This window comes from Streptomyces sp. NPDC034084 (genome assembly GCF_055575535.1).
Genome location: NZ_JBVISK010000002.1, coordinates 740,322 through 759,449, shown reverse-complemented (window position 1 = coordinate 759,449; position 19,128 = coordinate 740,322). Strand labels below are relative to the sequence as shown.

General features: G+C 73.1%; 24 protein-coding genes, 1 tRNA gene and 1 pseudogene. 16 read left to right on the top strand and 10 right to left on the bottom strand.

What is annotated here, in order from left to right; all coding sequences use genetic code 11:
• Nucleotides 1-56 precede the first annotated feature (56 nt).
• Both ACZ51I_RS08815 and ACZ51I_RS08810 read right to left on the bottom strand, forming a co-directional pair.
• Nucleotides 57-515: an ATP-binding protein gene (locus ACZ51I_RS08815; RefSeq protein WP_468872864.1), complete on the bottom strand. Its 459-nt coding sequence runs from the start codon at nt 513-515 to the stop codon at nt 57-59.
• A 99-nt stretch (nt 516-614) separates the two neighbouring features.
• Complete coding sequence (locus ACZ51I_RS08810; RefSeq protein ID WP_468872862.1) at nt 615-1,001, bottom strand: STAS domain-containing protein; 387 nt, start codon at nt 999-1,001, stop codon at nt 615-617.
• Between the two features lie 165 nt (nt 1,002-1,166).
• On the opposite strand from ACZ51I_RS08810, the gene ACZ51I_RS08805 reads away from it, so the two are divergent.
• Both ACZ51I_RS08805 and ACZ51I_RS08800 read left to right on the top strand, forming a co-directional pair.
• Nucleotides 1,167-1,601 (top strand): universal stress protein, encoded by a 435-nt coding sequence (locus ACZ51I_RS08805; protein ID WP_468872859.1) that lies wholly within the window; start codon nt 1,167-1,169, stop codon nt 1,599-1,601.
• A gap of 7 nt (nt 1,602-1,608) precedes the next feature.
• Nucleotides 1,609-2,016 (top strand): rho GDP-dissociation inhibitor, encoded by a 408-nt coding sequence (locus tag ACZ51I_RS08800; protein ID WP_468872856.1) that lies wholly within the window; start codon nt 1,609-1,611, stop codon nt 2,014-2,016.
• 39 nt (nt 2,017-2,055) lie between these two features.
• Here ACZ51I_RS08800 and ACZ51I_RS08795 read toward each other — a convergent pair whose 3' ends face one another.
• Nucleotides 2,056-3,027 carry a SigB/SigF/SigG family RNA polymerase sigma factor gene (locus ACZ51I_RS08795; protein WP_468872853.1) on the bottom strand — a complete coding sequence of 324 codons (972 nt, stop codon included), beginning with the start codon at nt 3,025-3,027 and terminating at the stop codon, nt 2,056-2,058.
• Between the two features lie 162 nt (nt 3,028-3,189).
• Here ACZ51I_RS08795 and ACZ51I_RS08790 point away from each other — a divergent pair, with 162 nt between their 5' ends.
• The 4 genes from ACZ51I_RS08790 (at nt 3,190) to ACZ51I_RS08775 (ending at nt 5,136) form a co-directional block, all read left to right on the top strand.
• The gene (locus ACZ51I_RS08790; RefSeq protein ID WP_468872851.1) at nt 3,190-3,564 is read left to right on the top strand and encodes a DUF3040 domain-containing protein; all 375 of its coding nucleotides are present in this window, start codon (nt 3,190-3,192) and stop codon (nt 3,562-3,564) included.
• Nucleotides 3,565-3,681: 117 nt separating this feature from the next.
• Nucleotides 3,682-4,260 carry a type 1 glutamine amidotransferase domain-containing protein gene (locus ACZ51I_RS08785; RefSeq protein WP_468872849.1) on the top strand — a complete coding sequence of 193 codons (579 nt, stop codon included), beginning with the start codon at nt 3,682-3,684 and terminating at the stop codon, nt 4,258-4,260.
• Between the two features lie 17 nt (nt 4,261-4,277).
• Nucleotides 4,278-4,466 (top strand): CsbD family protein, encoded by a 189-nt coding sequence (locus tag ACZ51I_RS08780; RefSeq protein ID WP_468872847.1) that lies wholly within the window; start codon nt 4,278-4,280, stop codon nt 4,464-4,466.
• Nucleotides 4,467-4,716: 250 nt separating this feature from the next.
• Nucleotides 4,717-5,136 (top strand): CBS domain-containing protein, encoded by a 420-nt coding sequence (locus ACZ51I_RS08775; protein ID WP_468872844.1) that lies wholly within the window; start codon nt 4,717-4,719, stop codon nt 5,134-5,136.
• Between the two features lie 41 nt (nt 5,137-5,177).
• Here the strand turns inward: ACZ51I_RS08775 and ACZ51I_RS08770 are convergent, their stop codons facing one another.
• The 5 genes from ACZ51I_RS08770 to ACZ51I_RS08750 all read right to left on the bottom strand — a co-directional run bounded on the left by ACZ51I_RS08770 (nt 5,178) and on the right by ACZ51I_RS08750 (nt 9,304).
• Nucleotides 5,178-5,846, bottom strand: a complete 669-nt coding sequence (locus ACZ51I_RS08770; protein ID WP_468872841.1) for a nucleotidyltransferase family protein — start codon at nt 5,844-5,846, stop codon at nt 5,178-5,180.
• A gap of 169 nt (nt 5,847-6,015) precedes the next feature.
• The gene (locus ACZ51I_RS08765; RefSeq protein WP_468872837.1) at nt 6,016-7,050 is read right to left on the bottom strand and encodes an iron-containing redox enzyme family protein; all 1,035 of its coding nucleotides are present in this window, start codon (nt 7,048-7,050) and stop codon (nt 6,016-6,018) included.
• Nucleotides 7,047-7,403 carry a CDGSH iron-sulfur domain-containing protein gene (locus ACZ51I_RS08760; protein WP_468872835.1) on the bottom strand — a complete coding sequence of 119 codons (357 nt, stop codon included), beginning with the start codon at nt 7,401-7,403 and terminating at the stop codon, nt 7,047-7,049. Before ACZ51I_RS08760 ends, ACZ51I_RS08765 begins: the two co-directional genes overlap by 4 nt.
• A gap of 70 nt (nt 7,404-7,473) precedes the next feature.
• Entirely contained in the window at nt 7,474-8,181 is a 708-nt protein-coding gene (locus ACZ51I_RS08755) for a HemK2/MTQ2 family protein methyltransferase (RefSeq protein ID WP_468872832.1), read from the bottom strand.
• Between the two features lie 4 nt (nt 8,182-8,185).
• Nucleotides 8,186-9,304 (bottom strand): carboxylate-amine ligase, encoded by a 1,119-nt coding sequence (locus ACZ51I_RS08750; protein ID WP_468872830.1) that lies wholly within the window; start codon nt 9,302-9,304, stop codon nt 8,186-8,188.
• Nucleotides 9,305-9,494: 190 nt separating this feature from the next.
• Here ACZ51I_RS08750 and ACZ51I_RS08745 point away from each other — a divergent pair, with 190 nt between their 5' ends.
• The 7 genes and pseudogenes from ACZ51I_RS08745 (at nt 9,495) to ACZ51I_RS08715 (ending at nt 14,790) form a co-directional block, all read left to right on the top strand.
• Nucleotides 9,495-10,151, top strand: a complete 657-nt coding sequence (locus ACZ51I_RS08745) for a UdgX family uracil-DNA binding protein (RefSeq protein ID WP_468872827.1) — start codon at nt 9,495-9,497, stop codon at nt 10,149-10,151.
• Between the two features lie 127 nt (nt 10,152-10,278).
• Nucleotides 10,279-10,749 (top strand): annotated as a pseudogene (locus ACZ51I_RS08740) (SRPBCC family protein); the annotation flags it as partial.
• Between the two features lie 267 nt (nt 10,750-11,016).
• Entirely contained in the window at nt 11,017-11,982 is a 966-nt protein-coding gene (locus tag ACZ51I_RS08735) for an LLM class F420-dependent oxidoreductase (protein WP_468872825.1), read from the top strand.
• Nucleotides 11,983-11,993: 11 nt separating this feature from the next.
• Nucleotides 11,994-12,665 (top strand): HAD family hydrolase, encoded by a 672-nt coding sequence (locus ACZ51I_RS08730; protein WP_468872823.1) that lies wholly within the window; start codon nt 11,994-11,996, stop codon nt 12,663-12,665.
• A gap of 185 nt (nt 12,666-12,850) precedes the next feature.
• Nucleotides 12,851-13,102 (top strand): hypothetical protein, encoded by a 252-nt coding sequence (locus ACZ51I_RS08725; protein ID WP_468872820.1) that lies wholly within the window; start codon nt 12,851-12,853, stop codon nt 13,100-13,102.
• Entirely contained in the window at nt 13,099-13,860 is a 762-nt protein-coding gene (locus tag ACZ51I_RS08720) for a metallophosphoesterase family protein (protein WP_468872818.1), read from the top strand. Before ACZ51I_RS08725 ends, ACZ51I_RS08720 begins: the two co-directional genes overlap by 4 nt.
• Before the next feature lie 135 nt (nt 13,861-13,995).
• Nucleotides 13,996-14,790 carry a polysaccharide deacetylase family protein gene (locus ACZ51I_RS08715; RefSeq protein ID WP_468872816.1) on the top strand — a complete coding sequence of 265 codons (795 nt, stop codon included), beginning with the start codon at nt 13,996-13,998 and terminating at the stop codon, nt 14,788-14,790.
• A 185-nt stretch (nt 14,791-14,975) separates the two neighbouring features.
• Here ACZ51I_RS08715 and ACZ51I_RS08710 read toward each other — a convergent pair whose 3' ends face one another.
• Nucleotides 14,976-15,467, bottom strand: a complete 492-nt coding sequence (locus tag ACZ51I_RS08710) for a carboxymuconolactone decarboxylase family protein (RefSeq protein ID WP_468872813.1) — start codon at nt 15,465-15,467, stop codon at nt 14,976-14,978.
• Nucleotides 15,468-15,581: 114 nt separating this feature from the next.
• Here ACZ51I_RS08710 and ACZ51I_RS08705 point away from each other — a divergent pair, with 114 nt between their 5' ends.
• The 3 genes from ACZ51I_RS08705 to ACZ51I_RS08695 all read left to right on the top strand — a co-directional run bounded on the left by ACZ51I_RS08705 (nt 15,582) and on the right by ACZ51I_RS08695 (nt 18,666).
• Entirely contained in the window at nt 15,582-16,505 is a 924-nt protein-coding gene (locus ACZ51I_RS08705; protein ID WP_468872810.1) for a pirin family protein, read from the top strand.
• Nucleotides 16,506-16,844: 339 nt separating this feature from the next.
• Nucleotides 16,845-17,048, top strand: coding sequence for a cold-shock protein (locus ACZ51I_RS08700; RefSeq protein ID WP_468872808.1), 204 nt, complete (start codon nt 16,845-16,847; stop codon nt 17,046-17,048).
• A 385-nt stretch (nt 17,049-17,433) separates the two neighbouring features.
• Nucleotides 17,434-18,666: a PP2C family protein-serine/threonine phosphatase gene (locus tag ACZ51I_RS08695; RefSeq protein WP_468872806.1), complete on the top strand. Its 1,233-nt coding sequence runs from the start codon at nt 17,434-17,436 to the stop codon at nt 18,664-18,666.
• A gap of 266 nt (nt 18,667-18,932) precedes the next feature.
• Here ACZ51I_RS08695 and ACZ51I_RS08690 read toward each other — a convergent pair.
• Nucleotides 18,933-19,006 (bottom strand) — tRNA-Met (locus tag ACZ51I_RS08690).
• Nucleotides 19,007-19,128: the final 122 nt, after the last annotated feature.

Genomic DNA, 19,128 nt, shown 5'->3' with positions numbered 1-19,128 from the left:
GGCAGCGGATTCCCGGAGTCCGGGCCGAAGCGCGGGCCACGCAGGACCGCACCCCCTCACTCCAGGTCCGGCGCGTGTCCTTCGGCCCGGGGCGGCGGCACCTCCACCTCGAACCAGACGGCCTTGCCGCTGCCCCGGGGGACACTGCCCCAGGCGGCCGCGAGCCGGCCCAGCAGGTAGAGGCCGTGGCCGGAGGGGCGGCCCGGGCGGTGCGGGCCGTGGGGACGTGGCCGTGCCGCGCTCGTGTCGCTGACCTGGACCCACAGACGGCCCTCGGTGCGGTCGAGCCGCAGTTCGTACGGGACGCCGCCGTGCGTGAGCGCGTTCGTGACGACCTCGGAGACGAGCAGCAGCGCGTCCTCGGCGGCCACCTGACCCGGCGCGCCCGCCGTCCCGAACCACTCGCTCAGCGCCCGCCGCGTGAGCTCGCGGCACTCTCCCACCACCCCGGGACCGGCCGCCAGCTCGTAGCGGCGGCTGCGGGGGCTCGCACACGGGACGCGCGGACCGGTCATACGGCTGCGGCTTCCCCGGCCGGCGGCGCCGAATCATGCGGGGCGCCACTTCCCGGGAGGGGCTGGCGGTGGGACGGGGAGGGCGGCCCCACGCCGGGGCTAGCGCGGGGCGTCGAGTGCGGTGTCGGCGTCCTCGTACACCCCGAAGACCTGCAGCGCCCCGGTGATCTCGAAGAGCCGGTCCACGGGCGGCCCCAGCCCCGCGAGGTCCAGGCGCCCGCCCTCGGCGAGCAGCCGCAGCCGCGTCTTCAGAAGGACGTTCAGCCCGGTCGAGTCGCAGAACCGCAGCCCTGAGCAGTCCACCACGACCCGGACGGCCCCCGAGGTCCGCTCCAGGGCCGTGCGGAGCGGTCCCGCCGTGTCATGGTCGAGCTCGCCGTCGAGAGTCACCACGACCGTGCCGGCCCGCCGGTGCGGCCTGGTCTCCACGAGGAGACGGTCCGCCCGCGAAGCCCTCGTTACATCCGTCCGGCTTCCGTCCTCCATAGGGCCCACCCGCCTCCTCACACCTGCTCGGGGAACTCCGGATCCGGAAGCTCCCATCGAGCCCCTGCCCGATTTCATCCGTTTCTGACATCCGGATCGGTGGCCGTCTCCGGGTCTACGGTTCCGCGACGGGGGTAGCCGCCCGGCTGAAGGAGGGAGCGGACCATGGACACCAGCGAGCGCGGGCGTCGTGGGATGGTCAGGGCGGACGGATCGCCGGCGTCGTACGAGGCGCCGCGGAAGGCGGTGCGCCACGCGCGGCTCGCGTACGAGGTGCCCGGAGCGGCGGGCTGGTCCGCCCCCGCCGTGGGCGCCACCTTCGACGAGGAGCAGGCCGGCCGGGCTCTGATCCGGACCGGACTCGTCCGGGCCCACGGCGTGCCCCTGCGTGAGCGCGTGGTGCGGGGCGATCCCGCCGCGGTGCTGACCGAGGCGTCGGCGGGCGAGCTGCTGGTGACGGGCGGCAGGGGAGCGGGCGGCTTCGGCGGCCCGCTCCTGGAGTCCGTCGGCCGGCAGCGCGCCCCGCACGCGTCCTGCCCCGACGTGATCGTCCGTCCCGAGCTCCACCCGGGCGCGGGCCCCACCGGAATGAGGACGTGAGGGCGACATGGCGCTCTTCGAACTGATGGATCTGGCCCTCGCCCCGGACGAACGGCGCCCCCGCCCGCTGTCCCTCGACACGCGGGGTGGCGAGCCGGTCGACGTCCCGGAAGGCGCGACGATCAGCGTCGCCCTCACCTTCCGCCTGGACGAGGACATCGACGGGCTGACCTTCGAGGAGACCCGGCGCTACGCCGGGGACGTCATCGCCACCACCCGGACCGTGCTCGGCGGATTCCGGGCGGGTGGACCGTACGAGATCCACCTGCCGCCCGAGCGGCTGCCCGTAGGCCGGGCGAACTGCGGGACGTACGAGGTGACGGGCCGGTTCGTCGACGGCGAGGGGCATGTGCTCGCCCTCGAGAACCACCGCTTCCGCCTGGTGCACCAGCAGACGCCGCCGGTCCCGGCCTGAGCAGCCGCCGGTCCCGGCCTCGGCGCTGTCGTCGGCGCCCTAGTCCTCCGCGGGCCGGACGCCGGATCCCGCGTCGTCCGGCGGCGGGCCGTCGTGGAGGAGGCCGTCCCTCAGTTCGCCGAGGATGCGGGCGAGCAGCCGTGAGACGTGCATCTGGGACAGGCCGATCCGCTGGCCTATCTCCGCCTGGGTGAGTTCGTCGCCGAAGCGGAGTTCCAGGATGCGCCGGTCGCGGTCGTCGAGCCGCTCGAGCAGGGGCCGCAGCGCGGTCAGCGACTCGATCAGCTCGTACGAGGGCTCCAGGTCGGCCAGATGGCGGGGTGCCGCGCCGGGGGCGGAGTCCTCCTCGCCCGCGGGGATGTCCAGGGACCGCGCCGCGTAGCCGTGCGCCGCGAGCTGGCCCTCGGCGACCTCTTCCTCGGTGAGGTGCAGCTCCACGGCCAGCTCCGCCCGGGTGGGGCGGCGGCCGAGGTTCTGTTCCAGGGCGTCGGCGGCCTTCGCGAGGTCGATCCGGAGCTCCTGGAGCCGGCGGGGCACCCGCACGGCCCAGCTGGTGTCCCGGAAGAAGCGTTTCATCTCGCCCACGATCGTGGGGAGCGCGAAGGCGGAGAAGTCGACGGCGCGGTCGGGGTCGAAGCGGTCGATCGCCTTGATCAGGCCGATCGTGCCGACCTGGACGATGTCCTCGGCGGGCTCGGCGCGGTTCCTGAACCTCCGGGCCGCGAACTTGACGAGGCTGAGGTTGAGCTCCACCAGCGTGTTGCGGACGTACGCGTACTCCGGGGTCCCTTCCTCCAGTACCCGCAGCCGTGCGAACAGCGCCACGGAGAGGGTCCGGGCGTCGTCCGTGGAGACGGCCGTCGGGCGGGCCGGCTCGGGGAGCCCGTCCAGTGCCTTGCGGCGGGTTGCGGCTCCGGCACCCGCGAGGGCCCGTGTCCCCGTGGGACCAAAACGCGGTCCGGAGGCGCTGGGGGTCGGGGAGAACTCGGAGCGGTCTCCGGCGGTGGACATGGGTGCTCCTTCGGCAGGGCGGCGACAGGCCCGTGCCGCCGCTGTGCGAGCGACGGCGGAGGTGCGTCGATCGAACGTCCTGAGAACATCATGCCCGTCTTGGGATGGTTTGACACGATTCTCGGGGGAAGCCGCAGTAGGACGACGCGCCCGTGCCGGCGCGTGGAAGAGCTGGAGGAGGTGTCCGCGATGGACGAGGCCCGGCTCTCGGCGCACGAGCGGCGCGTTCTGGCGGAGATCGAGGAAGAACTGGACCGGGACGAGCCGCTCGCGCGCCGTCTGCGCAGGATGCGACGGGCCCCGCGCCTGCCCGTGCCGTCGTTCCCGTCCACCGGAGCCCGCCGTCACCTTCCCTCCTTCGGCGTCGCCGCGCTCGGCGCCCTGACCCTCGTCCTGCTCGGCCTCGCGGTCGCCACCGGGTCCCCGGCGCTCACCTGGGCGTTCGCCGCCGTGTGGGTGCTGACCCTGGTCGGCCTGCTGATCCTGGTCGTGCGCTGGACCCGGCGCAGGGCGGCCGCATCACGCACGCGGGAGTGAGGGACGGGTCCCACGGCGCCGCATTCGGCCCGCACGTGATGCGACGTTTGAGCCGCGCGTGCGCGGTGAGGCGCAGACATGACGGGGGGCCGCGACACACCGGAGAGGAAGAGCATCGTGCCGTCCGACGGAAAGCTCGACGGAAAGAACGTCCTCGTCCTGACGACCAACTACGGGACCGAGCAGGACGAGTTGCAGAAGCCGGTGGCCGTCCTGCGGGAGAACGGAGCCCAGGTCTCGGTCGCCGCGCAGAAGGACGAGGAGGTCCAGACCCTTGTCTCCGACCGCAGTCCGGGGGCGGTCGTCCAGCCGGACATGACCCTCGCCAAGGCGAGGGCCGAGGACTACGACGCCGTGATCGTGCCGGGCGGCACCGTGAACGCCGACCAGCTGCGGACCGACGCCGACGCCCGGCGCCTCGTCTCGGCCTTCGCCGAAGCCGGCAAGCCCGTCGCGGCCATCTGCCACGGCCCGTGGCTTCTCGTCGACAGCGGGCTCGCCGAGGGCAGCGAACTGACCTCGTACCCCTCGCTCCGTCCGGACCTGGAGAACGCGGGTGCCACCTGGCAGGACCGCGAGGTCGTCGTCGACACCTCAGGGGGCCGGACCCTGATCACCTCCCGCAAGCCGGACGACCTCGACGCCTTCTCGGCGGCGCTCGTCAGCGCCCTCGCGGGCAGCGGGAACGGCAAGTGACGAGAAGGGAACCCCTCATGGCCAAGAGCGGGATGCAGAAGGGCAAGGGCAAGGTCAAGGAGACCATCGGCAAGGCCACGGGTAACCGCGGGATGGAGGCCGAGGGCAAGGCCGACCAGGCGAAGGGCAGGGCCGGCGAAGCCGGAGACAAGGCCCGTGAGGCGACCGAGAAGGCCGGCGACGCCCTGAAGCGGCGCCGTTCCTGAGACGGACGAGCAGCCGTACGCAGCGGCATGGGCGCGCGAACTCCACGGGTGCGAGCGGCAGCGCCAGGGCCCCCGGCGGATCCCCTTCCCGCCGGGGGCCCGCGGCGTCCGCACGCGCGTCCGGCCCGCCGTGCCCCGCCGCGTCCGCCGGACCCACCCCCGCCCGTCCGTGGTTGAGGCCCCCGGCACCGGGCAGGCGCGCCGTTGAGAACACACCACCGAGCCGCAGACACAGGGACAGGTGAGGGCCATGACCACCGCACGCGACCTCATGACACCGGACGCGACCTGCGTCCGCTGGAACGAGACCCTCGTCGACGCCGCGCGGAAGATGGCCGAGCTGCGCGTGGGAGCCCTGCCGATCTGCGGCCCCGACGAGAAGCTCAAGGGCATGCTGACCGACCGCGACATCGTCGTGAAGGTCGTCGCCCAGGGCAAGGACCCCGCGCAGTGCACGGCCGGCGAGCTCGCTCAGGACGAGATCGTCACGGTGGGCGTGGACGACAGCGCGGAGCAGGTGCTGAGCGTCATGAGCGGCCACCGGATCCGGCGGGTCCCCGTCATCGACGAGCACGTGCTCGTCGGCATCATCGCCCAGGCCGACCTCGCCCGCGCCATGCCGGACCGGCAGGTCGGCGACTTCCTCGGGACGGTCTCCACGGACTCCTGACGGCGCCGACGCCGACAGCCGGGAGGACCCGCCGCCTCAGGTCAGCCGCGAGGCAGCACGTCCATCAGCCCGAGCAGATACAGGAAGGCCTCCGCCATCGGGGCGCCGGCGGTCTCCTCGCGCACGCGCTCCCAGTCGATCCGCTCACGCAGCCCCCGGGCCACCGGCAGCAGGGGGCCGAAGTCGCAGTGGTGCTCGGAGAGTGCCAGCAGACGGCACACCATGAGGTCGGTCGGGGCGAGCACCGGCATGTGCACGGAATCCACCGGCAGCGTCTGGGCCCGGTCGAGGAGTTCCGGCGTGACCGGCCGTCCGGCGAGAGCGAAGATCAGATCGATCTGCTCGCCTCCCGCACTGGCTTTGACGAGCCAGTCCTCGGGCGGGTCGACGATCCGTACACCATGATCCCGGAGGTACTCCGCCACGGCCTCGGCGTCCTCCGGCAGGACCGCGAAGTCCGTGTCGTGCTGAAGCCGGACCGGGATGCCGTGAGCGTACGAGGCGACACTGCCGACCAGGGCGAACGGCCGGCCCGACGCCTTCAGTACCGCGCCGACCTCTTTCGTCGCCTCCAGAATGGCCTGGGTGTGGTCGGGCGGCAGAGCGGCGGACGGGGAGTCGGCCGCGTGCGCGGGCGAGCGGTGCGGGGTGGACGCGGATGCCGATCCGCCTGCCGCCAGGTGTGCGGCCGGGCCTTCCGTGAGGTTCATGGCATGCTCCTCTCCTCGCGGCTGGTCGCGACGCCCTCGCGGAGGGACCAGCGTCTGTCCCTCCCAGGGAACCCCATCCGCCGCCACCCGTGCGCGCGGCGCACCCGACGATCACCCGAACCCTCCTTGCCGGCCACTGCACCCCCGGTCCCACGGGCCCGCCGGTGCCTCAGCTCTCGTTCCCGGGTGCCTCCGGCAGCGGCGCGCGCAGGGCGGTCTCGCCGCGCGACCAGGCGTCGACCACGTGGCCGCCGAGCCGGTCCTCCACGAAGCCGGTCGCGGCGATGCCGAAGGCGACGTCGGAAGCGAGGTCCGGCTCGTCCTCCAGGAGCCCGCCGACGACCTCACGGCGAACCAGCTGCTCGTGGACGGCGTCGGCCTCCACGTGCTCGTCGTAGTACAGCTCGGCGGCCGGTCCGGCCCCCGTCCTGCGCATGGCGGAGGCGATGCGGGCGGCGGCGGGCGACGACGTCGTCTCCAGGACGGCGAAGTGACCCACGAGCGCCCCGCGCAGCCTGCGGTGCAGACCGAACAGCGACATCAGGTTCGCTGCCGCGAGCGTCTCGGCCCCGGCAACGTCCACGTGGCGCCCGTACGAGGGGTCGAGACCCAGATCGGCCATCAGGTCCGCGTAGAGCTGGGAGTGCATCCGCTCCGCCCGCCCGCAGCCGTACTCGTCGTACTCGACGGCCACCATCGCCGCCTTGGCGCGGCCGCGCAGCCGGGGGATCACCCACAGGTGCGGATCGGCCTCGCGCAACTGGTGTACGGAACGCAGTGCGACGTACTCGCGCAGGTGCCACAGCTCGCCCGACGACACCAGGAAGTGGGAGACGCCCGTGCCGTCGGCCGGCTCCACGAGCAGCTCCGCGAGCCCTTCCTCGACGTTCGGGCGGTCGCGGCAGTCGTGGCGCAGGGCGCTCTCGAAGCGGTCCTCCATCAGGGCCCGGAGTCCGAGCAGGCCGGGGTCCCACTCCAGGGTGTCGGGGACGCCCGCGAAGCCCCGGTAGTGGAGCTCGTAGCAGAGGTGGAGGGCGAGCTGGAGATCCTCGCCGTAGGGGGAGCAGCGCGCGATGTCGGCCGACCGGGGCAGCCGGTCGGAGCCGCCGCCGAGCAGCCGGTTCCGTACCGCCTCGGAGATCTCGCCGCGGGCCTCGGGCGCCTCGGGCAGCGTGGCGGTGGCCGGTGGGGCCAGCAGGGTCATGACGTCTCCTCCTCTTCCTCGGCCGGGCCCCGCGTCGCGCGTGAGGGGCCGGTGGTCGTTCGCGTGGCCGCCGTGCCCGCACGGCGACGGAGGCGCGGGCGGTGGCTCGTGTCGCAGAACGGCGCCCGCAGGCTCCGCCGACACGTGCACAGGGCGATCACCGGCCTTTCGCAGAGGATCACCGAACCGTCCGGCATGACGATCTCCGCCGGCCCCTCGACGAGCAGCGGGCCTTCCGGGAGCGGACTCAACCGGGTCGGGGACGTCCGGGGCCGGGCGTTGCCCGGACCCTCCCGTCCACCGACCTCCTGGGCCCCCGCCGACGGGCCGCTCTCGTTCGGGGAAGCAGACATCACCCACACCACCCTTCGGTTCGGTCTCCGCGTCGGTATCGCGCGACTGCCCGGCCTCTTCTGTCCCGAATCACGCCCGGCACGCGCGGATCACCACGAGCTCTTCGGTAAGCGTCCCCGGAGGGACCAGCCCCCGGTCGGCGAACCACTCCGCGCGGGCCGACATCACGGGGCCGAACGGCTCGGTACGTCGCTCGACGACCTGGGCCCGAAGCCCGTTCCGCCCGAGCGCGTCGAGCGTGGCGGTGACCCCGGAGAGCGACGACTGCACGAGCAGCAGCACTCCGGACGGCGTGAGGAGGCCCGGCGCCCGTTCGCAGACGCGGTCGAGGACCAGGCGGCCGTCGGATCCGGCGTCCCAGCTCCTCCGCGGGCCGTGGGCGGGCAGGTCCGGGTCCTCGCTCGGCACGTACGGCGGGTTCACCGTGACCAGGTCGAAGCGTTCCCGCGCGACCGGGGCGTCCAGGTCGCCGCGCAGGGCGCGGATCCGGCAGCCGTAGAGCAGCGCGTTGAGCCGGGAGGCGGCGATCGCGGCGCGCGAGACGTCGACGGCGGTGGCCCGCGCGCCCCGCAGGGCGGCGGCGACCGCGACGATGCCGGTTCCCGTGCACAGGTCCAGGGAGCGCGCGCCGGAGTGGAGCTTCTCCCGCCGCACCTGCTCCACCAGGAGCCCGGTGTCTGCCTGGGGCGCGTACACCCCGGGGAGCCGGCAGACCCGGAGGCCGGCCTCGTGCTCCCCTTCGAGGACGGAACGGCCGTCGAAGACAGCGGAACCCATGCGATCAGCCCCTCACCGTGGTAGCGGCCAGGTCGTCGACCACCGCGCTCAGCCTGCCGTGTTCCCGGAAGACGGCACGTTGACGTGCCGCACCGCCGCCGTCCGTGCGGATCCGCTCCCACTGTTCGCGCACCCACGCGGTGTCTCCGGTGGCGTCGAGCCCCGGCCGCGCGAGGCTGATCAGCGCGTCGAGCAGCGCCGCTGCCGGCCGCTCACAGCCGTCGGCCGGATCCAGCCCGGTGCCCGTGATGCCCTGGACGGCGGCGAGCCGGTGGGCCCGGAGCAGCGCGGAACGGGGGATCAGGGGCGCGGGGACGCCGGCGTCGACGCGCGGCAGCAGGGTCGCGGCGAGACCGCGGACCAGCAGGGCGAGCAGCACCACCGTGTCGAGGTCCGCGTTGACGTCGGCGACCCGGATCTCCAGGGTCGGTACGTGCTCCGAGGGCCGGGCGTGCCAGTACACCATCCGGTTGTCGAGCACCGTCCCGTCCCTGACGAGGCGGGCGACATGGGCGAGGTACCGGGCCTCGTCCAGGACCGGCGTCGGGCCGACGGTGGGCCACCTGGCGTGCTCGACGGCGCGCCAGCTCTGGTAGCCGGTGTCCTGCCGCCCGGCGTAGGGCGAGTTCCCTGCCAGCGCCTGGAGCACGGGCAGCCAGGGCCGCATGTGCTGGGCCAGCGCGAGGGCCTGCTCGTGGGTGAGCGTCCCGACATGGACGTGGCAGCCGCAGACGAGTCCGTCGTCGCGCGCGACTCCGTCCTCGCGGGTGACCAGGGGCGCGAAGCGCCGGGCCATCAGCCGGTACCGCGCGGTGTCGGTCACCGTCAGCGGCTCGCCGGGCGGCAGTACGGGCGTGCCGGACGCGACCGGCATGCAGTCCGCCTCGCGGGCGGCCGCGCCCACCGCCGCGCGCAACCGGGCGAGCTCCTCGCGCAGGTCGTCGCGGCTCGCGGTGGCCCGGGTACAGATCTCGATCTGCGCGTTGAAGAACTCCGTCTGGACCTGCTCGCCGAGTTCGTGACTCGCCCGTCGGATGACCTCCGGCGCCCGGTTGACCGGGGCCCGCGTCACGCGGTCGACCAGCACGAACTCTTCTTCGACACCCATGGTCAGGATCTTCATCACCGCTCCTCGCGTCGGGGCGCGAGTACCCGGAAGCGAGCCCGCCATGCCGCGGTCCCGCCCACCCGGCCCACCCCCGCCGTCCGCACGCGACCGTTTCGGCCCCATGCCGTGCGGGCACTCGCCCGCGCGTCAGCGGCAAGCACCGGCGCCCACCGGCGCCGGCGGGCCCGTTGCGGGGAGGTGCGCGATGGCCGGTACCGAGGACCGGGGGCTCACCCCCGAGGCGTACGACGCCACGCCCTTCCTGCCCGGCCGCGGCGGACTCCCGGCGCTCCGCGAGGCGGCGGCCGAGTGCCGGGGCTGCCCCCTCCACCGCGACGCGACGGGGACCGTCTTCGGCCGGGGCGACCCGGACGCACGGCTGATGCTGGTCGGCGAGCAGCCCGGCGACCAGGAGGACCGCGAGGGCGTCCCCTTCGTGGGGCCCGCCGGACGACTGCTCCACCGCGCCCTGGCGGAGGCGGGGATCGACGAGAACGACCTGTACGTCACCAACGCGGTCAAGCACTTCACGTTCACTGTCGACGAGACCCGGAAACGCCGCATCCACAAGGCGCCGAGCCTGCGCGAGACCCTCGCCTGCCGGCCCTGGCTCACGGCCGAGATCCGGCTCGTCTCACCCGAGCTGATCGTCGTCCTCGGGGCCACGGCGGGGCGGGCCCTCCTCGGGCCCTCCTTCCGGGTCGGCAGCGACCGGGGGGTGCCGAGACCGCTGCCCGACGCCGACGACGGCATCCAGGTCCTCGCGACCGTCCACCCCTCGGCCGTCCTGCGGGCGCGAGACCGGCAGGAGATGTACGCGGGACTCGTCGCCGACCTCCGGACGGCGGCGGACGCCCTGTGAGCGGGGGCCGCGCCCCCCGGCACGGCGGGCCGGCGGATTCCGCGGCCGGAGGTCGGATTCCCGCCGGTTCGGCTCGCCCGGAGCGGGCAGACGCGGCCACGAGAGCACGACCTGAGGAGGCCGCACCATGAGCAAGGTGGAGCAGACGATCGACGTGGACGTGCCGCTGCGGAACGTCTACGACCAGTGGACCCAGTTCGAGGAGTTCCCGAGTTTCATGGAGGGCGTCGAGGACGTCCGGCAGACCGACGACCGGCACTGTCACTGGCGGACCAAGATCGCCGGGGTCCGGCGCGAGTTCGACACCGAGATCGTCGACCAGCTTCCGGAGCAGCGCATCGCGTGGCGTACGACGGGAGGCGACGTCAAGCAGATGGGCGTGGTCAGCTTCCAGCCCCTGGACGAGGCGCACACCCGGGTCCGGCTCGCGATGGACGTGGAGCCCCACGGCATGGCGGAGAAGGCCGCCGACGCGATGGGGATGCTCGACCGCCGGGTCAAGGGCGACCTCAAGCGCTTCAAGGGCTTCATCGAGGAGCGCGGGGACGCCACCGGAGGCTGGCGCGGCCGGATCCGCCCCGGAGAGGCCGGCACCGCCGGTGACGGCACCATGGGCCAGGACCCGTCCATGGGGACCAGCGCGAATCCCGAAGCGATGAGGGAGGCCCCGGGACCGGTGCAGATGCCCGGCTCGACGCCCGCCGCCGGCGAGCCGCGGTCCTGGCCGACGCCGCCCGACGACGAGCCCGGCATGCGCTGACCCTCACCCCACCGTGGTCCGAACGGAAAGGGGCCGGCCCCTCGGGGGCCGGCCCCTTTCCGTTTCTCCCGTTTCGGACACCGCGGTCGTGGCAAGTCGCGGGACATGATGCACATCGGGTACACCATGATGACCGAGCAGGCAGGCCCCCGTGAGCTGGTGGGACACGTCGTCGAGGCGGAGCGGGCCGGATTCGACTTCTCCGTGACCTCGGACCACTCCTTCCCCTGGCTGCCCTCCCAGGGACACGCGCCGTACGCGTGGAGCGTCCTCGGAGCGGCGGCGCAGGCGACCACCGAGATCCCGCTCATGACCTACGTGACCTGCCCGACCTTCCGCTATCACCCCGCGGTGATCGCACAGAAGGCCGCGACCCTCCAACTCCTCTCCGAAGGGCGGTTCCGGCTCGGCCTCGGCTCCGGCGAGAACCTCAACGAGCACATCGTCGGGAAAGGCTGGCCCTCGGCGCGCGTCCGTCTCGCCATGCTGGACGAGGCCGCGGAGATCATCCGCGCGCTGTTCACCGGGGAGTACGTGACGCACCACGGCACCCACTTCCAGGTGGCCGACGCCAAACTCTGGGACGTCCCGGACACGCCGCCGCCCCTCGGCATCGCCGTGTCCGGGCCCCGGTCCTGCGCGGTCGCCGGACGCCACGGCGACCTGGTGATCGCCACCGAGCCGAAACGCGAGCTGCTCGACGCTTTCGACGCCCAGGGCGGTGCGGGAAAGCCCCGGATCGGACAGCTGCCCATCTGCTACGACCCCGACAAGGACGCGGCGACGGCCCGCGCCCACGAGCAGTTCCGGTGGGCGCTGGGCGGCTGGCGCGTCAACGCCGAGCTGCCCCTGCCCGCGAGCTTCGAGCAGGCCTCCGAGCACACCCGTCCGGAAGACGTGGCGAAGAGCATCCCCTGCGGGGACGACGTGGACGCCGTCCTGGAGGCGGCCCGCCCCTTCGCCGAGGCCGGCTTCACCGACCTCGCCCTCGTCCAGATCGGCGGCGACCACCAGCTGCCCTTCATCCGCTGGGCCGAGTCGACCCTGCTGCCCGCCCTCCGCGACCTCTAGGGAGCCCGTCCATGGACCGCGCCGCGCTCTTCGACATCGACGGCACCCTCGTCGACACCAACCACCTGCACGTCGTCGCCTGGTGGGAGGCCCTCCGGCAGGGCGGCCACCGCGTCCCGACGCACGCCGTGCACCGCGCGATCGGCCTGCCGGGCGAGCAGCTCATCGACCATCTGCTCGGCGAGTCCCGCGACCGGTCGGACGACGACCGTCTCAGCGCCGCCCACGACACCCTCTACGGCTCCTTCTTCGAGCGGCTGCAGGCCTTCGACAGGGCCGGCGAGCTGCTGCGCACCCTCGCCGACGACGGGTGGAAGGTCGTCCTCGTGACCTCGGCCAAAGACCGCGAGCTCGCCGCGCTGCGCCGCGCCATCGACGCCGACGAGGCCCTGACGGACACCGCCACCGCCGACGACGTCGAGGAGGGCAAACCGGCCCCCGACCCGATCGAACACGCCCTCTCCCTCGTCGGCGTGCCCGCCGACCGGGCCGTGTTCGTGGGCGACAGCGTCTGGGACATGGAGGCCGCGCGCCGCGCGCACGTGGTGTGCGCCGGGCTGCTGTGCGGCGGCATCCCGCGGGCCGACCTCACCGAAGCGGGCGCCGCCTCCGTGTACGCCGACCCGGCCGACCTCCTCGCCCACCTGGACACGAGCCCCTTCAAGAGCGTCCCGGCGGCCTAGAGAGTGTTCCGCGCGTGGCAGCGGCGGGGGCCTCCGCCCGGAGGGTTTGCGCGACCGCCCTCCGGGCAACCGCATCTCGCGGAACGGCACGCACGCGCCGGCCCGCGTGCCCCACCGACACGCACCGAAGGACCCGGCCCGGTCCGGCGCGTAGCGTCGGGCCGCCCCCAGGACGGAGGACCGCGATGAACGGCGGCGAGAGCGAGTACCAGATCGCCCGGTTCAGGGAACGGCTCGCACGCGAGGACGTGGCCGAACTCGGCGTGCGCGTCGAGGTCCGCGGCGCCGCCGTCGTCCTGACGGGCACGCTCCCCACGGCCGACCGCCGCGAAGAGATCCTCCGCCTCGCCGGCGTCCAGCTGGCCGGCATCCCCCTCCACGCGGATCTCCTGGTCGCCTCCGCCGAGCCCCCCGACCGTTCGGAGGACCTGTCGTGACCACCGACGCCGAAGGGGACGGGGCCGTCGTCCGTGTGGCGGCCGTGGGCGACATCCATCTGAGCCCGGACTGCCGGGGCCTGCTCCGCCCGTCCTTCGAGACCCTCCCGCTCTGCGCGGACCTGCTGCTCCTCGCCGGCGACCTCACCCGGCACGGCACGGTCCCGGAGGCCGAGGTGGTCGCGGACGAGGTGCGCGACATCGGCGTCCCCGTGGTCGCCGTCCTCGGCAACCACGACTACCACTCCGAGCGGGAGGCCGACGTCACCCGCGTCCTCACCGAGGCCGGGGTCACGGTCCTGGAAGGGGACGGCGTGGTCCTGCCGGTGGCGGGACGCAAGGTCGGCGTCGCCGGGGCGAAAGGCTTCTGCGGCGGCTTCGCGGGCCGCAGCGCCGGGGAGTTCGGCGAGCGCGAGATGAAGGACTTCGTACGCAGCGCGCGCCGCAGCGCCGAAGGCCTGTACCGGGCGCTGGCCGACGTGGGCGCCGACGGCTGCGGGGCCAGGATCGCCCTCACCCACTTCGCGCCCGTGCCCGACACGCTGGCCGGCGAACCCGTCGAGATCTACCCCTTCCTGGGCAGCTACCACCTCGCCGAGGCCATCGACCGGGCGGGCGCCGACCTCGCGGTGCACGGCCACGCCCACCTCGGCACCGAACACGGCATGACCGCCGGCGGGGTGCGCGTCCGCAACGTCGCCCAGCCCGTCATCGACCGGGCCTTCGCCCTGTACCACCTGCCGCTCGCCGCGAGCTGAGCGGCAGTCAGCGGGCCGGAGCGCCCCCGCCGCGCACACGTCCCGGCAGTTGGTCGGGATTCGGTGAAACCTTGCGACTCCTCGTACCGTCCTCTCACCAGGGAGATGATCGGAACACGGGGAGTGGGGATTTCCATGGGGCAGGGCAAGTACACCGCGCACATAGCCGTGGTGGCTTCGGCGGTGGGGCTGAGTCTGGCGGTGTGGGGTGCCGCGGCGCTGATGGACAGTGAGGCCGCCGCGAAGATGGGCGACGCGCCCAGCTCGCAGGCGCCCGCCGGCAAGCCGGGGGAGCCGGCCGAGGTGCGGCCGCAGAAGGTGCCCGAGAGCATCGCGCACGCCGCGGAGGCGGGGGGATCGGCGGTGAACATCACCATCGACGACGGGCCGGACCCGCGGTGGACGCCCCAGATGCTGGACATCCTCAAGCAGAACGGCGTCAAGGCCGTGTTCTGCATGGTCGGCCCGCAGGCCCGCCAACACCCCGACCTCGTCAGGAGGGTCGTCGCCGAGGGCCATCGGCTCTGCGACCACACCGTGTCCCACGACACGACGATGGACAAGAAGCCCGTCGCGTACCAGAAGCAGCAGATCCTCGAAGCGAGGAAGATGATCGAGGACGCCGCCGGGGGAGCGAAGGTCGAGTACTACCGGGCGCCGGGCGGCGCGTTCACCCCGGACAGCCGGCGGCTCGCCGCCGCGGCGGGGATGCGGCCGCTCGGCTGGAACGTGGACACGAAGGACTTCGAGCAGCCGGGCACGGCCTCGATCGTCAACACCGTCAAGAACGAGCTGTCCAACGGGCCCACGATCCTCTTCCACGACGGCGGCGGTGACCGCGGCCAGACCGTCGCGGCCCTGCGCCAGGTGCTGCCGTGGCTCAAGGAGAGCGGACACACCTTCAGCTTCCCCGTACGTACGACCCCTTGAGCCGGCCGGAGGCGCCGGGATTCCCGTTCGGGCGCTGAGGCGGGGGAGGACCGCGGCCCGCGGCAGCCCGGCCCGTCGTGAGGGTGCGACCTCGACACGGCGTATCTCCTCGATCCGCCGCCGCGTTCCTCTCGAAGGTCCGGTGCCCGGGTGGCGCCGGACCTTCGCCGGTTCCGCCGGCGGGGTCAGGACGCGGCGGGCGTCTCCCGTACGGGGTGCTTGCTCAGGATCGAGACCCGGTTGAAGGCGTTGATCGTGATCGCCACCCAGATGACCGCCGAGATCTCGTCGTCGCTCAGCGACCGGCGGGCCGTGGCGTAGGCGCGTTCCTGCGCGAGGGCGTCGGCGGGGGCGGTGGTGGCCTCCGCCAGGGCGAGGGCCGCGCGCTCCCGATCCGTGAAGAGCTCGGTGTCGCGCCAGGCGGCGAGCACGCCGAGGCGGCGGGGCGTCTCGCCGGAGCGCAGGGCGGCCCCGGTGTGCGCGTCGAGGCAGGACGCGCAGCCGTTGATCTGGGACACACGCACGTTGACGAGCTCCACCAGGATGCGGTCGAGCCCCGCCTCGTCGGCCGTCGCGCGCACGGCCTTGGCCGTCCGCAGCAGTGCGTGGTACGCGTCGGGGCTCTGCTTGTCGAGGTGGATCCGCCTGTCCGCCGGGGCTCCTGCCGTGTCGCTCACCGTGCGCTCCCTCCGGGCCTTCGTGGCCGCGTCACCGGACGGTGCGCGTCACCGTCGCAGGAGCTATCATGATCCATGATTGTTGAAAATGGAACTAATTTCGGAGGGGTCGGCATGGATATCGCGGAGATCGAGGTCCTGACGGCACGGGACGTCCCCCTGGGCGGGCCGCGCGCGATGACCGTACGGCGGACGCTCCCCCAGCGGGCCCGGACGCTGATCGGGGCCTGGTGCTTCGCCGACCACTACGGTCCCGACGACGTCTCCGAATCCGGCGGCATGGACGTCGCACCCCACCCGCACATCGGACTGCAGACCGTGAGCTGGCTGTTCAGCGGCGAGATCGAGCACCGCGACAGCCTGGGCAGCCACGCGTACGTACGCCCCGGCGAGCTGAGCCTCATGACCGGCGGCCACGGCATCAGCCACACCGAGGTGTCCACCGCCCGCACCACCACCCTGCACGGCGTGCAGCTCTGGGTGGCACTCCCCGGGGAACACCGCGACACCGCCCGGAACTTCCAGCACTACGCCCCGGAGACGGTCCGCGTCGACGGCGCGGACCTCAGGGTGTTCCTCGGCTCCCTCGCCGGCTCGGCCTCCCCGGTCCCGACCTTCACCCCGCTGCTCGGCGCCGAACTCCTCCTGGACCCGGGCGCGACCGTCACCCTCCGCACGGACGCCGCCTTCGAGCACGGCCTGCTCGTCGACAGCGGAGAGGTCCGCCTGGCCGGAACGCTCCTGCGCCCGGCCGAGCTGGGATACGCCGGCACCGGCGCCGAGGAGCTGACCCTCACCAACGAGTCGGACGCCCCCGCCCGCGCCGTCCTCCTCGGCGGGACCCCGTTCGAGGAGGAGATCGTCATGTGGTGGAACTTCATCGGCCGCAGCCACGAGGACATCGTCGAGGCCCGTGAGGAGTGGGAGAAGGCCTCCGACCGCTTCGGCGAGGTCGACGGCTACCCCGGCGACCGCCTCCCCGCCCCCGCCCTCCCCAATGCCCGGATCGCCCCGCGCAAGAACCCGGCGCTCGGCTGACCTGGGTCTTTCTCTGTCGAGTCGATGGAGGGGATGAGGAACGCCCGGGTGCGCATGTGGCTGACCTTGTTTACGGGGGCAGAGGTCCGACCCGCGGGCCGCGGCCTGTGACGGTGCGCCCCCCGCCGTCCCTCGGCGGACCGTTCCCACTTGGAGGAGCCCTTCTGGTGACGGGGTGTGCGGGCGTGTACCGTCCCCGTTAGCTGTCGTGGTTCGGACGTTCCCTTTGCCCACGCTTTCGGCGTGGGCGTTTTGCTGTGCTGTGCCGCAGGAACCAGGGCGATCACCTCCGCCTCCCACACCGTGTGGGCGGCGTCCATCGACTGGAAGGCATGAGACATGGCTACGGGAACTGTGAAGTGGTTCAACGCGGAGAAGGGCTTCGGCTTCATCGCCCAGGACGGCGGCCGCCCGGACGTCTTCGCCCACTACTCGGCGATCAACTCCTCGGGCTTCCGTGAGCTCCAGGAGGGCCAGGCCGTGACGTTCGACGTCACCCAGGGCCAGAAGGGCCCCCAGGCGGAGAACATCTCCCTCGCCTGATCCGTCACCACCCCGTCGGCGAAACCGGGGGCACCGGACTCCAGACGCGCCGCTGCTCTGCGCACCCCGATCCGCGTGTCCCCGGAACGCACTCACGCTGTGGTTGACACTGCGGAACGAACGGACCGGGGGCTCGGCGATGCCGAGGTGACCTGAGCCGGAAGGCGCTGGTCGAGGCGCGTGCGCCCGTCGCCAGAGCTGCATCGGCGTCCGGCCGGGGCCTTACACGCCGGTAACCTGCCGCGCCGTGCTACGGCGCGACGCGGCAGACCTGTGGTCGGCTCTCTCCGGGTGGATGATGTCTAGGTGAAGGGCCTGGCTGTGGCGCTCACCCTGGCGGATCACCGCGTCGGCGCAGGGCGGGCTCGTCGAAGGGACCGTGGCCGTGAGTGAAGGGCAGAGGGAGCTTCCTCGGCTTCTGACCGCAGCGGAGACGGCCGCGCCGGTGGACGCCGTCGACGTCGTCGCGCGGGATCTGCGACGGCGGTTCGAGGCCGTCGAGGTCTCCTTCCTCATCGTGGACCTGACGGGGAAGGCGGTGGCCCGGCTGTCCACCACCGCGGTGGGGGAGAGCGGCCGGAGAGCGGAACGCATTCCACTGTTCGGCAGCGTGTACGAACATGTGATCCGTACCCAGCGGCTGTACCAGGAGGCGACCCACCGCGGACACCGCGTGATCGCGCCCGTCACCAACCGAGGGGACGCGATCGGGCTCCTGGAACTCCTTCTGCCGGCCGGACCCGGCGAGGACACCCTCACCGCGGTCGGGGAGGCCGCGCACGTCCTGGCCTACGTCGTGATCGCCAACGGTCGCTTCACCGACCTCTACACCTGGGGCAAGCGCTCCAGGCCGCCCACGCTGGCCGCGGAGATCCAGTACCAGTTGCTTCCCCCGGCCCTGTCGTGCGAAGCGGCCCAGTTCACCCTGTGCGGGAGCCTCGAGCCCTCCGAAGACCTCAGCGGCGACACCTTCGACTACATCCTGGACCGCGACACCCTGCACGTGTCCGTGACCGACCCCATGGGGCACGACATCGACGCGGCCCTGGCCGCCACCGTGCTGGTCGGCGCCTTGCGGGGAGCCCGTCGCGCAGGGGCCGGCCTGGTGGAGCAGGCTCATCTGGCGGACCAGGCCCTGGCCGACCACGGCCAGGGCCACGCCACGGGGCAGCTGCTGCGCATCAACCTCCGCACCGGGCGGGCCCAGCTCGTCAACGCCGGTCACCCCTGGCCACTGCGACTGCGCCAGGGGGTCGCGAAGGCGATCACCTGCGAGGTGGACCATCCCTTCGGACTGTCCGTGCCCATGCCCCACCCGTACCGCGCTCAGGACGTCGACCTGCGCCCCGGCGACCGACTGCTCATGTTCACCGACGGCATGCTCGAGCGCCACGGAGAGAAGGTCGATCTGCCCGGCCTCCTGGAACGCACCCGGAACCTGCACCCCCGCGAGACCGCTCTGGCGATGACGTCGGCGGTACGGGACGCAGCCGGCGACCGCCTGGAGGACGATGCCACCGTGATGTGTCTGGACTGGCACGGTCCGCAGGAGACCCAGCGGCACGTCAGCTCCGGGGCGGACACCCGCCAAGCCTCGGCCGACCGCCCGAAGCCGTAGGCTCGGCCGTACCGGCCGCGAAAGTCCGAGCTGGATACCGCCGGATCACGACTGATCCCGCACGCCCGCGCTGAGAGCGACGAGTCGTGACCGGCGACCGTAACCGCCGCCCACCCCGGCGGAACCCGGGCCCTCATCGTGTCCTGAGAAGCCCTCGCTCCCTGCACCGCACGGCGAAAGCCCCCGCGAGAACCGGGCGGACAGCCTGAGGTGCAGGCGCACGCATGAGGCCCGATCCACAGGATCCGGGCCTCATGACACTTCAGTAGCGGGGACAGGATTTGAACCTGCGACCTCTGGGTTATGAGCCCAGCGAGCTACCGAGCTGCTCCACCCCGCGTCGGTAGCCCCAACTGTACGGCACCACGGCACTACCCGTGACCAGGCCACTTGGCTTGCCCGACCACAGGGCCGACACGACCCCAGGCGCCGATGCCGGCCTCCTGCCGACCGCTGCCTGGC

Coding starts and splice junctions, on each gene's coding strand:
- ACZ51I_RS08815 (WP_468872864.1), bottom strand. CDS start 515: ATGACCGGTCCGCGCGTCCCGTGTGCGAGCCCCCGCAGCCGCCGCTAC.
- ACZ51I_RS08810 (WP_468872862.1), bottom strand. CDS start 1,001: ATGGAGGACGGAAGCCGGACGGATGTAACGAGGGCTTCGCGGGCGGAC.
- ACZ51I_RS08805 (WP_468872859.1), top strand. CDS start 1,167: ATGGACACCAGCGAGCGCGGGCGTCGTGGGATGGTCAGGGCGGACGGA.
- ACZ51I_RS08800 (WP_468872856.1), top strand. CDS start 1,609: ATGGCGCTCTTCGAACTGATGGATCTGGCCCTCGCCCCGGACGAACGG.
- ACZ51I_RS08795 (WP_468872853.1), bottom strand. CDS start 3,027: ATGTCCACCGCCGGAGACCGCTCCGAGTTCTCCCCGACCCCCAGCGCC.
- ACZ51I_RS08780 (WP_468872847.1), top strand. CDS start 4,278: ATGGCCAAGAGCGGGATGCAGAAGGGCAAGGGCAAGGTCAAGGAGACC.
- ACZ51I_RS08775 (WP_468872844.1), top strand. CDS start 4,717: ATGACCACCGCACGCGACCTCATGACACCGGACGCGACCTGCGTCCGC.
- ACZ51I_RS08770 (WP_468872841.1), bottom strand. CDS start 5,846: ATGAACCTCACGGAAGGCCCGGCCGCACACCTGGCGGCAGGCGGATCG.
- ACZ51I_RS08765 (WP_468872837.1), bottom strand. CDS start 7,050: ATGACCCTGCTGGCCCCACCGGCCACCGCCACGCTGCCCGAGGCGCCC.
- ACZ51I_RS08760 (WP_468872835.1), bottom strand. CDS start 7,403: ATGTCTGCTTCCCCGAACGAGAGCGGCCCGTCGGCGGGGGCCCAGGAG.
- ACZ51I_RS08755 (WP_468872832.1), bottom strand. CDS start 8,181: ATGGGTTCCGCTGTCTTCGACGGCCGTTCCGTCCTCGAAGGGGAGCAC.
- ACZ51I_RS08750 (WP_468872830.1), bottom strand. CDS start 9,304: ATGAAGATCCTGACCATGGGTGTCGAAGAAGAGTTCGTGCTGGTCGAC.
- ACZ51I_RS08745 (WP_468872827.1), top strand. CDS start 9,495: ATGGCCGGTACCGAGGACCGGGGGCTCACCCCCGAGGCGTACGACGCC.
- ACZ51I_RS08735 (WP_468872825.1), top strand. CDS start 11,017: ATGATGCACATCGGGTACACCATGATGACCGAGCAGGCAGGCCCCCGT.
- ACZ51I_RS08730 (WP_468872823.1), top strand. CDS start 11,994: ATGGACCGCGCCGCGCTCTTCGACATCGACGGCACCCTCGTCGACACC.
- ACZ51I_RS08725 (WP_468872820.1), top strand. CDS start 12,851: ATGAACGGCGGCGAGAGCGAGTACCAGATCGCCCGGTTCAGGGAACGG.
- ACZ51I_RS08715 (WP_468872816.1), top strand. CDS start 13,996: ATGGGGCAGGGCAAGTACACCGCGCACATAGCCGTGGTGGCTTCGGCG.
- ACZ51I_RS08705 (WP_468872810.1), top strand. CDS start 15,582: ATGGATATCGCGGAGATCGAGGTCCTGACGGCACGGGACGTCCCCCTG.
- ACZ51I_RS08700 (WP_468872808.1), top strand. CDS start 16,845: ATGGCTACGGGAACTGTGAAGTGGTTCAACGCGGAGAAGGGCTTCGGC.